Here is a 12,451-nt window from a genome sequence, read left to right on the forward strand (position 1 = left end):
ATCATTCACGGTGAAACTAAAAATCCCTGTTATAAAAAACAGCAAAGCTGATTAAGGAATCATCGGATATTTCGAACTAACTTTTCGAATAATAAAAGCATCTACTTTTGAAGGGAAGATGCTTGTGAAATTAGTGGTATTTGCTTTAATAACTGGATTTTTAACTGGGTTTATTTTTGGTCTTTTGAAACTGCCAATCCCAGCCCCAGGTGCCTTTTCGGGTATCGTTGGTATTTTTGGAATATATGCCGGATACCGTGCGTTTGAATGGATTATTGTCCTTTTTCAAAGATAAGTTCCTCCTGAAACAATGGGTAGATAAACACCTTTGTAAAATAATCAGTGGGAGACATATCCCACTGATTAAAGAAAGGTTCATCCTATAAAAATGGGGCAAAAAGACGGGCAAGCCATTCTTTTACCATACTCCATAAATGTATCCTTTTTAAATCCTCGAGAGATAACTCCTTTGCTTGTTCCAAATCCATCGTAGTAATTTTATTCATTTTTGCAATAAAAACAGGATCATATATGCAACAGTTCAGCTCATGATTCAAAAAGATACTGCGGCGATCGAAATTGGATGAACCGACAATCATAATTTCATTATCGGTATTTATTAATTTACCATGAAAAAAGCCATTCATATATTGATAAACACTTGCCCCGTCCTTTAATAGTTTCCGTAAGTAGGGAAATGCCGCTTCTTTAACAAGCATATGATCCGCTTTATTTGGAATAAGGATGGTGAGACTCACATTTCTATGTAATGCTCTTAATAATTCTTCTGTTACTCGCTTGCTAGGAATGAAGTAAGGTGTAGCAATTAAAAGACTTCTTTTGCTGTTTTTGATCAAATTGCATAGTAGCTCTTCTAAATAAACTCCTTGTGTAGGGATAATTTGATGTCTTGTTTCTCCTTTTGTCTGCGCTGGAAAGTACACTTGGTTTTGTAGTAAGTTTATTTTAGAGGCTTTTAACCAGTCTATTAAAAATTCTCGCTGTAAGTCATCGACCCCTTCTCCTATTAATTGAAGATGGTAGTCACGCCAAGGGCTTAATTTAAAGTTCTCATGAATATAATCCTTTCCGATGTTAAAACCACCCATAAAACCAATTTTCCCATCAATGATAGCGATTTTTCTGTGATTCCTTACTTGTAAGGAATAAAAGAGAAAAGGAAACGTTGGGAGCTGGCAAAAAGCAAATTGAACACCAGCTTGCTTTAATTTTCTTCTTATTCTTTTTCTTATATTGATACTGCCTAACCAATCTAAAATAAGGCGTACTTCCACCCCTTCATGTGCTTTGGTTTTTAAAAGGTGTAGAAATTCATTGGAAATACTATCTGTTTTAATCGTATAGAAAAGAATATGGACATGGCTTTTTGCCTCTTTGACTGCTTGAAACAGGGCTGGGAATAGTTCTGTCCCGTCAGAATATATGTGGAAATCAGTATATCTAAAAGGATGGTTTTTTCGGTCTATTCGTTTTTGCTGTGCTCTCTTTCCTAACTGATAGTCCATATAGAGAAGGAAAATAAGTATGGCAATAATGCATAGGATAACCAAGAATATCTTCATTGATAATTCCCTCCTTAAAAGGATAGTATTGCCGATATTCTATTCCTTTCATACCTTTCGTATTAATAGGAGAATTTTAAGAATTCTCAACTATTTGTTTGGAAAATTGCCAATAAATTAATAAGAGACTTGCAGAGCACTTCTAATAATCGTTATTCTAGAAGGAAGGATAAACTTTATTTAAGTTGGGGTGGATTAGCAGTGCGGAAAATATTGATTACAATAGGGATAGTTTTATATGCAGTTTTGTTTTCGTTCCTTTATAAGCTTCAATTGGGCTCCATCGGCTTTTTTCTCTTATCCCTCCTCTTTTTTAAACTAGCGAAGAAAAAGCAATCAGATCAAAATAAAGTCGAAAAAGAGAAGAAAAACTTCTATTTCAAAGAAAAGTTAAATAAACCTTAACTAGAACTAGCATATTCACCTAAAATTTGTTTATAATGGAGAATATGTATTTTTACTATTTTAGTTAGGTTTCTTTTCTTAACAGACCTTCTAAAATAAATTAGGTTAAATGGATTGATTTTTAAAAGATCAATAAGATGTATAAAAAATAATAAACACCCGAAACGTGAAACTTCCACCTGAATTGGTCCAAGCTTTCAGGAAGGGGATAAGAGTAGATAAGAAAGGAAGTGCGAAAAAATGAGTGTTGATAAATACACAAAAGAAGAACTTAAAGAAATGGCACTAATTGATGTAGCGTATGAAATTATGAATGGTGGCAAAACACCTTATGCATTTAATGAACTAATGAATGAAGTAGCAAAATTAGTAGGGTTAAGTGAAGAAGAGGTTAATGAAAGAATTGCACAATTTTATACAGATGTTAATATTGATGGTCGTTTCTTATCATTAGGGGACAACCGTTGGGGACTTCGTTTATGGTATCCTGTAGATAAATCAGAGGAAGATGTAGTAACAGTAACAAAACCGAAGAAGAAAAAGTCGAAAAAAGCTGTAGCGGAAGACTTCGATGATTTTGATAGCTTAGATGAAGACGAGTTCGATGACTTCGATGCTGATCTAGATGATGAAGAGCTTCTAGATGAGGATGACGATGATTTGGATGAAGAAGACGATGATTTACTAGACGATGATTTATCGGAAGATGAAGATTTCGATGAAGAAATCGAAGAAGATTATGATGATTTAGATGAAGAAGATGAAGAAGAGGACGACGAATTCGAAGATGAAGAGGATGAAAATAAATAATTCTCCCTAGTCTTGACTTTTACGGTCTTTGCTAGTAAAATCTTTTTTGGGCTCCTTAAAAAGAGGAACGAACTTAAATTCGCTAAATTTAGCGCTCCCTTACTTGGAAAAGTAAGAGGAGCGCTTTTTATTTTTTAGTAATGCTGTTTTCTAAAAGATTGTTGTGGTATTAGTGAGAAAGATGATACCTTGGAGGTTCACTGCTCACACCAGTAGATTCTAGCTGCGGGTAATAGCAACAAGCTTTACGAAAACGGCCTTAAGTAAAAACAACAATCGTTTCATACCCCTCTAAAAAAATTAGTCAATTCGTCTTAAATAAAGAGGAATTGGAGCAAACTTAAATCAAGGGGGATCATATAATGACAAAATATATTTTTGTGACAGGTGGAGTAGTATCTTCACTAGGAAAAGGGATTACAGCAGCATCTCTTGGACGCTTGCTGAAAAATCGTGGTGTTAGTGTAACCATTCAAAAGTTTGACCCATATATCAATGTGGATCCTGGTACAATGAGTCCTTATCAACATGGGGAAGTATTCGTAACAGATGACGGTGCGGAAACCGATTTAGACTTAGGTCATTATGAGCGTTTTATTGATATCAATTTAACAAAATATAACAATGTTACAACAGGGAAAATCTATTCTACTGTATTAAGAAAAGAACGCAGAGGAGATTATCTTGGAGGGACAGTTCAAGTAATTCCGCATATCACAAATGAAATTAAAGAGCGTGTATTTAGAGCTGGCCGAGAAACAAATGCAGATGTTGTTATTACAGAAATTGGTGGAACGGTTGGGGATATTGAATCATTACCTTTCTTAGAAGCAATTCGTCAAATTAAAAGTGATATCGGCCGCGATAATGTTATGTACATTCACTGTACATTAGTACCTTACATTAAAGCAGCAGGAGAAATGAAAACAAAACCAACACAACATAGTGTAAAAGAATTACGGAGCCTAGGTATACAGCCTAATGTAATTGTAGTAAGAACAGAAAAACCTATTTCTGAAGATATGAAGGACAAAATTGCGTTATTCTGTGATATCGACAATAAATCGGTTATTGAGTGCCGTGATGCGGATACACTTTATACGATTCCTTTAGCATTACAAGAACAAAATCTTGACCAAATTGTATGCGAGCATCTAAAACTAAAATGCCAAGAAGCAGATATGACAGAATGGATTGAATTAGTAGATCGGGTGCGTAATCTTTCTAAAACAACAAAAATTGCTCTTGTTGGTAAATATGTAGAGCTACAAGATGCTTATATTTCTGTTGTAGAAGCATTGAAGCATGCTGGTTATGCATATGATGCTGATATTGATATCGATTGGATTAATGCAGAGCATGTAACAAAAGAAAATGTACAAGAATTGCTACAAGATGCAGATGGAATTCTTGTTCCTGGTGGATTCGGAGATCGTGGAATTGAAGGAAAGATTTTAGCAACACAATATGCACGTGAACAAAAGGTTCCTTTCTTCGGAATATGTCTAGGAATGCAGGTTGCATCTATTGAATTTGCTCGTAATGTTTTAGGTTGGGATGATGCACATTCTTCTGAAATTAACGAAGAGACAACCCATCCAGTAATCGATCTTTTACCTGAACAAAAGGATGTAGAGGATTTAGGCGGAACGCTTCGCTTAGGTTTATATCCATGTAAATTAAAAGAAGAAACAAGAGCATATGAAGCGTATCAAGACGAAGTAATTTATGAGAGACATCGTCATCGCTATGAGTTTAACAACCAATATCGTCAAGAGATGGAAAACGCAGGATTTATTTTCTCAGGAACTAGCCCAGATGGTCGTCTAGTAGAAATAGTAGAGCTTAAGGATCATCCTTGGTTTGTTGCTTCTCAATTCCATCCTGAGTTTATTTCAAGACCAACTCGTCCACAGCCATTATTCCGTGAATTTGTTGGTGCGTCCATTCGCTTAGCGGAGAAATAATAAAGATAGATTTGGTTAAAAGCAGTAAAAAAAGAGGTTCTTCCTTTTAATGGGAATAACCTCTTTTTGTTAGCTGTTATAACATATAATGTTATGTTTCTTCCTATTTAATATCATATTCCTTTAAAATCTCGTCAGTTGTAAATTTAATGCCATGATAAACAAAAAGGCCAGCAATTAAGGAAGGATAGCCATATCGATTTCCTTCCTCATCAGGTAATAAACCTTTCGTTATTTTTAAATCAATCGCCACATCTGCAAAGTCAATCACAGATTCGATTTCACTATTAGTAATCGAGCAGACAGAAACAAAAGGAATTTGGGAATCATATAAATTCTTGGCAAAAGTGTTAATCTCTTCCTCCTCATTTGTACGAGAGAAAAGAATGAAACGATCATTGGAAGTAATTGATTCAAGGGAGGAGTTTGTCCACTCCTCAGCTCCTGACATCGGCTCCAGCCCTTTAGTAGCTTCTTTCATAACACCTGCCATTTCATTTGTTGCATAGAAATAAACTTTTCCATCACTTACGATGGCTTGTGCTAATAATCTAGAACTGTCTTCAATTGCTTCCTCTTCTTTTTCATGCAATCTTTTAAAAAGTCCACTTAGTTGTGTGGAGAACATTTTAAGCACTTGGAAAACCTCCATTGTTATAAAAATTAACAGTAACTCACATTTATAGTAGTTAATTATAAATAAATATGGAGAAAAGGTAAAATTTAAGGGAATTAGCAGGAAATGTTGACCAAATAGTAGAAAGATAACTATGATTAAAAACGAGAGAATACATAAAAAACTCAACTTTGAAGGGAAGGGTCAATGATGAAAGGGAAAATACTGATTGTTGATGATCAATTCGGTATAAGAATCCTTTTGAATGAAGTTTTTCAAAAGGAAGGATATAAAACTTTTCAAGCTGCAAATGGCATTCAAGCGTTAGAAATAGTAACAAGGGAATTTCCAGACTTGGTGCTACTGGATATGAAAATTCCAGGGATGGATGGTATTGAAATATTAAAACGTATGAAAAAGCTGAATCAAGATATTCGCGTCATTATCATGACAGCATATGGAGAATTAGATATGATTCAGGAAGCTAAAGATCTCGGAGCACTCACTCATTTTGCTAAACCGTTTGATATTGATGATCTCAGAGATGCTGTGAAAAAATATATTAATGAGTAATTATTCGAAATCTATACATAAATTCTAAAGGCTGTTGGTCCTAGCAACTTACGGAAAACAGCCATATACAGAGACAAAAAACCACCAAATTAGAATGGAAGACATTGGTGGTTCTTCTGTTGCATTGTTTGAGCAAGCAACGATGTCCATACTTAAAGCGTCTTCATTTGTAAAATGATAAACTAAATTGTGACAAAATAGAAAAAAAAGCTTGAACGATAGCATTTCTTGTTTTATTTTGGTATGATTACAATTGAGTTTAAAAGGAATGATTCGTTTTTGATTACTTGAGGTATGATATACATATTCAACTTTCCTTTGGGAAATTTAATAAAGATTCTCTTGTAACAAAGAACGATCATTAAATAAGGAGGAAGAAATATGCCTTTAGTTTCAATGAAAGACATGTTAAACAAAGCAAAAGCAGAAGGCTATGCTGTTGGTCAATTTAACTTAAATAACCTTGAGTTCACTCAAGCAATTCTTCAAGCTGCAGAAGAAGAAAAATCTCCAGTAATTCTTGGGGTTTCTGAAGGTGCAGCCCGTTATATGGGTGGCTTCAAAACTGTTGTGAAAATGGTTGAAGGTTTAATGGAAGACTATAGCATCACTGTTCCAGTTGCTATTCACTTAGATCACGGTTCAAGCTTTGAAAAATGTAAAGACGCAATTGATGCTGGTTTTACATCTGTAATGATCGACGCTTCTCACCATTCATTTGATGAAAACGTTGAAATTACTTCTAAAGTAGTAGAGTATGCACATGCTAAAGGTGTTTCTGTTGAAGCAGAACTTGGTACTGTTGGTGGACAAGAAGACGACGTTGTAGCTGAAGGCGTAATTTATGCTGATGCTAACGAATGTGTGGAACTTGTTAAACGTACTGGTATTGATACATTAGCTCCTGCATTAGGATCTGTTCATGGTCCTTACAAAGGTGAGCCAAACTTAGGTTTCAAAGAAATGGAAGAAATCGGTAACTTAACTGGTTTACCATTAGTATTACACGGTGGTACTGGTATCCCAACAAAAGATATCACAAAAGCAATTTCTTTAGGAACTGCTAAAATCAACGTTAATACAGAAAACCAAATTGCTTCTGCAAAAGCAGTTCGCGAAACATTAGCTGCTAAACCAGAAGAATACGATCCACGTAAATATTTAGGACCAGCTCGTGATGCGATTAAAGCAACAGTAATCGGCAAAATCAAAGAATTCGGTTCTTCAAATAGAGCTTAATTGATAAGAATAGAAAGAGGATATCTTTAAGGGAAATAGCCTTAAAGATATCCTCTTTTCTATGTCTTTTTTTTCTAGATCCAGGCAAAAAGGTTAAATCAAAGAACAGACAACAGCTTCCTACAAATGGTTTGGGAAAAATAGTATAAAATAAATGCTGAAAAATTAGAAAGGGAGAAAACTTACTTTTGAACACTCTCTAACTGATTGAAGTTGTACTTTATAGGTAATACTAAAAATGTTTGTACTTTATCAATAAATAAGAACAAAAGTTCATACATATATACTTTTCCATTAAGTCTTAATATTTGGTATAATAAGTAACAGTAATTCAAACAAGATTCTACATCCAAGCCTCATCTTGATTAACTTATAGCAGAACTTGTACTTTTGCATTGGCTTAGAAGGGAGCTAGAAATGGAAAAACTTATGATTGCAGGTGGATCTCCATTAAAAGGAACAGTAAGGGTAAGTGGTGCGAAAAATAGTGCTGTTGCACTTATACCAGCGACCATATTAGCTGAATCCCCAGTAACGATTGAAGGATTACCTGACATTTCAGATGTTCAAATATTAAAAGAAATTTTGGAAGAACTAGGTGGAACGGTATCTATATCAGACTCTGATATAACAATAGATCCATCTTCCATGATTTCTATGCCTATGCCGAATGGAAAGGTAAAAAAATTGCGTGCCTCCTATTATCTGATGGGAGCAATGTTAGGACGATTCAAAAAGGCAGTTATTGGATTACCTGGTGGTTGTCATCTTGGACCAAGACCTATAGACCAGCATATTAAAGGGTTTGAAGCACTTGGGGCACAGGTTACAAATGAACAAGGTGCCATTTATCTTCGGGCAGATGAGTTAAGAGGAGCAAGAATTTATTTAGATGTAGTAAGTGTCGGAGCAACAATCAATATTATGCTTGCAGCAGTAAGAGCAAAAGGAAAGACAATCATTGAAAACGCAGCGAAAGAGCCGGAAATCATTGATGTGGCAACACTTTTAACCAATATGGGAGCAAAAATTAAAGGTGCAGGCACCGATGTGATTCGAATTGAAGGGGTAGAGCATTTAAATGGTTGTCGTCATACGATTATCCCTGATCGGATTGAAGCTGGTACGTATATTATTATTGGTGCTGCAGTTGGAGATGGAGTCCTTGTCGATAACGTAATCCCACAGCACTTAGAGTCCCTAATCGCAAAGTTAAGGGAAATGGGAGTTTCGATTGAGTCAAGTGATGAGCAAGTGTTTGTGAGCTCTAACCGTTCCCTAAAACCAGTAGACATCAAAACACTGGTATATCCAGGTTTTCCAACAGATCTTCAGCAGCCATTCACGTCTCTATTAACAAAAACAACTGGTACAAGTATGGTTACAGACACAATCTATGGTGCTAGATTTAAACATATAGATGAACTGCGTCGTATGAATGCCACGATCAAAGTGGAGGGGCGTTCTGCGATTATAAATGGACCTGTTCATTTACAAGGGGCGAAAGTAAAAGCAAGCGATTTGCGTGCAGGAGCTTCGCTAGTGATAGCAGGACTTATGGCTGATGGAGTAACGGAAATAACAGGCCTAGAACATATAGATAGAGGGTATAGTCATATTGTCGAGAAGCTTACAGGCTTAGGAGCTACCATATGGCGTGAAAAAATGACTGAAGAAGAATATGAACAAATAAATAATGGATAATGTATGTTGATTATTTATTTGAAAAGGATTATCTGTTCTTGAGCAAAAAGAAAAGTGGGGGATGATGCTCCCCCTGTCATAAGTAGAAATTAACCTCCTAAGCCCTTTTCATAAAGCATACGGGGAAGGTAACAGGAGACCCCTCTTTGCCCAAAGAATAATGCGGAACAAGAAGAGAATTTTACCTGGAATAGGTATAATTAATCCATACATTCCGATACTTATAAAAAAGTATACTTGCACAATAAAGGATGTCGGGACCATCCTTTTCATTTGCGTTGACGAAAGAATCGATATTCTCAAAAAACGAGAATATTCACTAAGCATCCTCACCTACCTTCCTTTTCGAGCGATCCTAAAAAAAGAAGGATCATAAGAGTCTTCATCCATATTTTGCTTCCGCTGATGAGTAAACAAGGAGATAGTAAAAAAATTCTTGTTGCACATTTTTCCTAGATGGAGGTAAAATAGAGAGTGCTTTTGATAGATTTCTCGAAAGAAGCATTAGAAACATGAAGGATAAAATAAAAACTCCTCTTAAGATAAATTTTTATTCGTACAATGGCTTATTCTTCTTTATTAATAAACTACTTATGAAGTGAGCCTTAAAAAAACGGAAGTGTACGATTTATCGATAGTTGGAGAAGAAGTAGGAATCTTCTTTTCCATCCTTCACATTAATTATTTCTCGCATCAAAATTTCTCTTCACAAAAAGCGTTCGCCTCAAACAGAAGATTAGCCTTCCCACATTTCGATAAAAAATGGTCGGGATAACTGAAAATACAAAAGAGTGGTGTAAAAATGGGATTAAATATATCTAGTTTAGAAAATATGAAATTAAAAGAGTTGTATGAGTTAGCTCGAGAATACAAAGTTGCCTACTATAGCAAGTTGACAAAAAAGGAACTGATTTTCTCGATCCTGAAGGCAAGAGCAGAGCAAGAGGGCTATTTTTTCATGGAAGGTGTTCTTGAGATTATTCAGTCAGAAGGGTTTGGCTTCTTAAGACCGATTAATTATTCTCCAAGCTCACAGGATATTTATATATCTGCATCTCAAATTAGAAGATTTGATTTAAGAAATGGGGATAAAGTTTCTGGAAAAGTTCGTCCACCAAAAGAAAACGAAAGATATTTCGGTTTACTACAGGTAGAAGCGGTAAATGGAGATGATCCGGAGACAGCGAAAGAAAGAGTTCATTTTCCAGCTCTAACTCCTCTGTACCCAAATCGACAAATACATTTAGAAACAACACAGCGAAATGTTTCTACTAGAATTATGGATGTATTAGCACCTGTTGGTTTTGGACAACGTGGGTTAATTGTGGCTCCTCCAAAAGCTGGTAAAACAATGTTGATTAAGGAAATAGCAAATAGTATTACGAATAATCATCCGGAAGCAGAATTAATAGTCTTACTAATTGATGAAAGACCAGAAGAAGTTACCGATATTGAAAGATCAGTAAGTGGAGATGTTGTAAGCTCTACTTTTGATGAGGTTCCAGAAAACCATATTAAAGTTGCTGAATTGGTTCTAGAAAGAGCGATGCGTCTTGTGGAGCATAAGCGTGATGTTATTATTTTGATGGATAGTATTACAAGATTAGCCCGCGCTTATAACCTGGTTATTCCTCCAAGTGGAAGAACATTATCAGGGGGGATCGATCCTGGTGCGTTCCATCGCCCAAAACGATTCTTCGGTGCAGCTCGTAATATAGAAGAGGGAGGTTCCTTAACCATATTGGCAACAGCGTTAGTCGATACTGGTTCACGTATGGATGATGTTATTTATGAAGAGTTTAAAGGTACTGGTAATATGGAACTTCATTTAGACCGCGCACTAGCAGAAAGAAGAATATTCCCAGCTATTGATATTAGACGCTCTGGAACACGTAAAGAAGAACTATTGATTCCGAAAGAACATTTAGACAAGCTATGGGCTATTCGTAAATCAATGTCTGATTCACCAGACTTTGCTGAAAAGTTCCTAAGAAAATTAAGACAAACAAAAAGCAATGAAGACTTCTTTGCCATCCTAGGAGAACAAATGAAAGCTGGCACTGCTAAGCGATCGTAAGCGCTGAAGGATACAAGTGGAGGAAATGCTTTAAGTAGTTTTCAATATTTGGTAATTAATGCATTGTTAATAGTGTTGCAAAACAAGAATGTCCTTGATATAATATACTCAATGTGTTTTTGAAATTACAGTGCTTCTGGCATTGTTTTATAACTCTGTTTCGAAAGTTGCAGGGCGGAAGGAGATGAAAAGAAATGAAAGCAGGAATTCATCCAACTTATAACGAAATTACGGTGAAATGTGCTTGTGGTAACGAGTTCACAACTGGTTCAGTTAAAAAAGAAATCAAAGTTGAAACTTGTTCTGAGTGCCATCCGTTCTATACTGGACGTCAAAAATTTGCTGAAGCTGGCGGACGTGTTGATCGCTTCAACAAAAAATACGGCCTTAAGTAATATGGAATATCAAGAACAGGCAAGAAGTTACTTTCTCCTTGCCTGTTTTTTATTTTGACTTATAGTAGGATATTTAATAATGAAAGTAATTATTATCGCTTTTATTCTTAAGTATCTTAATGCATTTATTGATTAGTTATCTATTGGAGATGCTGTTAAAAATGAAGTTTGAGTCGAATATATTATTTCAATCAGCCTTAATAGCTGTTAAAGTAGGTAAGAGAGAATGTTGGATGTATATATTCACACCCTGACGATTGAAATAGAAAAAGTAGAATAGAGTAAGAAAAGAGAGAAGTTGTTTATATTAGGAAGGAGCGGTTTCATGTATGTAATGAAACATCATGGATGGGTTGAAGTTATTTGTGGAAGTATGTTTTCAGGAAAATCAGAAGAACTCATCCGTCGTGTAAGAAGGGCGAAATTTGCTAAGCAGAAGTTTATCGTGTTTAAACCAAGTATTGATAATCGCTATAGTGATGAATCAGTTGTATCACATAATGGAGCAACGACTAATGCGATTCCTATTAGTAAATCAGCCGACATTTTTGAATATGTGACTTCCGATATAGAGATAGTTGCAATAGATGAAGTACAATTTTTTGATGATGAAATTATTGGTGTTATTCAGCATTTGGCAAATAGTGGCCATCGTGTCATTTGTGCAGGTCTGGATCAAGATTTTAGAGGCGAGCCATTCGGAAAAATGCCGGAATTAATGGCAATCGCAGAATTAGTGACAAAGCTTCAAGCTGTTTGTGCAGTCTGCGGATCACCAGCAAGCAGAACACAAAGATTGATTAATGGTTCACCGGCTTGCTACGAAGATCCGGTCATTTTAGTAGGAGCATCTGAGTCTTATGAACCTCGATGCCGCCATCATCATGAAGTGCCTAGAAGTACAGAGAAAGCAAATAAAGATAATACATCAACAGCTTTATAAGAAAAGAGCTCTTGTTAGGAACGGTTTTATGGACTAACCTAAAATAGTGAGACAATATAAAACACCTCCAAAATGGCAATACTTGAGATAAGTATTGTGACATTATTCGGAGGTGTTTTTGCGTGGGCAAAAAAACTGT

12 protein-coding genes are annotated in these 12,451 nt (G+C 35.6%); 10 read left to right on the plus strand and 2 right to left on the minus strand.

All coding sequences use genetic code 11. From position 1 onward, the window contains the following. The first annotated feature begins 124 nt into the window (after window positions 1-124). Window positions 125-295: a XapX domain-containing protein gene (locus ACTQ5K_RS12290; RefSeq protein ID WP_035416617.1), complete on the plus strand. Its 171-nt coding sequence runs from the start codon at window positions 125-127 to the stop codon at window positions 293-295. Between the two features lie 85 nt (window positions 296-380). Here the strand turns inward: ACTQ5K_RS12290 and cls are convergent, their stop codons facing one another. Beyond that, window positions 381-1,583, minus strand: coding sequence for a cardiolipin synthase (gene cls / locus ACTQ5K_RS12295; RefSeq protein WP_031538960.1), 1,203 nt, complete (start codon window positions 1,581-1,583; stop codon window positions 381-383). Window positions 1,584-1,784: 201 nt separating this feature from the next. Here cls and ACTQ5K_RS12300 point away from each other — a divergent pair, with 201 nt between their 5' ends. From ACTQ5K_RS12300 to ACTQ5K_RS12310, 3 genes are all read left to right on the plus strand, one after another. Then, window positions 1,785-1,988 carry a hypothetical protein gene (locus ACTQ5K_RS12300; RefSeq protein WP_031538958.1) on the plus strand — a complete coding sequence of 68 codons (204 nt, stop codon included), beginning with the start codon at window positions 1,785-1,787 and terminating at the stop codon, window positions 1,986-1,988. 240 nt (window positions 1,989-2,228) lie between these two features. Then, entirely contained in the window at window positions 2,229-2,798 is a 570-nt protein-coding gene (gene rpoE, locus ACTQ5K_RS12305; protein WP_441993966.1) for a DNA-directed RNA polymerase subunit delta, read from the plus strand. 362 nt (window positions 2,799-3,160) lie between these two features. Next, a complete protein-coding gene (locus ACTQ5K_RS12310; protein ID WP_031538955.1) occupies window positions 3,161-4,765 on the plus strand; it encodes a CTP synthase in 1,605 nt (534 codons plus the stop codon). Between the two features lie 103 nt (window positions 4,766-4,868). Here ACTQ5K_RS12310 and ACTQ5K_RS12315 read toward each other — a convergent pair whose 3' ends face one another. After that, window positions 4,869-5,402, minus strand: a complete 534-nt coding sequence (locus tag ACTQ5K_RS12315) for a DUF2529 domain-containing protein (protein ID WP_031538953.1) — start codon at window positions 5,400-5,402, stop codon at window positions 4,869-4,871. A gap of 186 nt (window positions 5,403-5,588) precedes the next feature. Between ACTQ5K_RS12315 and ACTQ5K_RS12320 the strand changes: the two genes are divergently transcribed. The 6 genes from ACTQ5K_RS12320 to ACTQ5K_RS12345 all read left to right on the plus strand — a co-directional run bounded on the left by ACTQ5K_RS12320 (window position 5,589) and on the right by ACTQ5K_RS12345 (window position 12,312). Continuing rightward, the gene (locus ACTQ5K_RS12320; RefSeq protein ID WP_109769197.1) at window positions 5,589-5,954 is read left to right on the plus strand and encodes a response regulator; all 366 of its coding nucleotides are present in this window, start codon (window positions 5,589-5,591) and stop codon (window positions 5,952-5,954) included. 381 nt (window positions 5,955-6,335) lie between these two features. Next, window positions 6,336-7,193, plus strand: a complete 858-nt coding sequence (locus ACTQ5K_RS12325; RefSeq protein ID WP_031538951.1) for a class II fructose-bisphosphate aldolase — start codon at window positions 6,336-6,338, stop codon at window positions 7,191-7,193. A gap of 417 nt (window positions 7,194-7,610) precedes the next feature. Further along, on the plus strand, window positions 7,611-8,897 hold the full coding sequence (locus ACTQ5K_RS12330) for a UDP-N-acetylglucosamine 1-carboxyvinyltransferase (protein ID WP_031538950.1): 1,287 nt from the start codon (window positions 7,611-7,613) through the stop codon (window positions 8,895-8,897). 802 nt (window positions 8,898-9,699) lie between these two features. Then, a complete protein-coding gene (gene rho / locus ACTQ5K_RS12335) occupies window positions 9,700-10,974 on the plus strand; it encodes a transcription termination factor Rho (protein WP_031538949.1) in 1,275 nt (424 codons plus the stop codon). A gap of 194 nt (window positions 10,975-11,168) precedes the next feature. After that, window positions 11,169-11,369: a 50S ribosomal protein L31 gene (rpmE, locus tag ACTQ5K_RS12340; protein ID WP_031538948.1), complete on the plus strand. Its 201-nt coding sequence runs from the start codon at window positions 11,169-11,171 to the stop codon at window positions 11,367-11,369. A gap of 325 nt (window positions 11,370-11,694) precedes the next feature. Continuing rightward, complete coding sequence (locus ACTQ5K_RS12345) at window positions 11,695-12,312, plus strand: thymidine kinase (protein ID WP_031538947.1); 618 nt, start codon at window positions 11,695-11,697, stop codon at window positions 12,310-12,312. The last annotated feature ends 139 nt before the right edge of the window (window positions 12,313-12,451 follow it).

This window comes from Niallia sp. Sow4_A1, assembly GCF_052116745.1.
GTDB lineage: Bacteria > Bacillota > Bacilli > Bacillales > Cytobacillaceae > Niallia > Niallia hominis.

What these genes read in the sequence shown, in the direction of transcription:
- cls (WP_031538960.1), bottom strand. Translation starts at nt 1,583, where the DNA reads ATGAAGATATTCTTGGTTATCCTATGCATTATTGCCATACTTATTTTC.
- rpoE (WP_441993966.1), top strand. Translation starts at nt 2,229, where the DNA reads ATGAGTGTTGATAAATACACAAAAGAAGAACTTAAAGAAATGGCACTA.
- ACTQ5K_RS12310 (WP_031538955.1), top strand. Translation starts at nt 3,161, where the DNA reads ATGACAAAATATATTTTTGTGACAGGTGGAGTAGTATCTTCACTAGGA.
- ACTQ5K_RS12320 (WP_109769197.1), top strand. Translation starts at nt 5,589, where the DNA reads ATGATGAAAGGGAAAATACTGATTGTTGATGATCAATTCGGTATAAGA.
- ACTQ5K_RS12325 (WP_031538951.1), top strand. Translation starts at nt 6,336, where the DNA reads ATGCCTTTAGTTTCAATGAAAGACATGTTAAACAAAGCAAAAGCAGAA.
- ACTQ5K_RS12330 (WP_031538950.1), top strand. Translation starts at nt 7,611, where the DNA reads ATGGAAAAACTTATGATTGCAGGTGGATCTCCATTAAAAGGAACAGTA.
- rho (WP_031538949.1), top strand. Translation starts at nt 9,700, where the DNA reads ATGGGATTAAATATATCTAGTTTAGAAAATATGAAATTAAAAGAGTTG.
- rpmE (WP_031538948.1), top strand. Translation starts at nt 11,169, where the DNA reads ATGAAAGCAGGAATTCATCCAACTTATAACGAAATTACGGTGAAATGT.
- ACTQ5K_RS12345 (WP_031538947.1), top strand. Translation starts at nt 11,695, where the DNA reads ATGTATGTAATGAAACATCATGGATGGGTTGAAGTTATTTGTGGAAGT.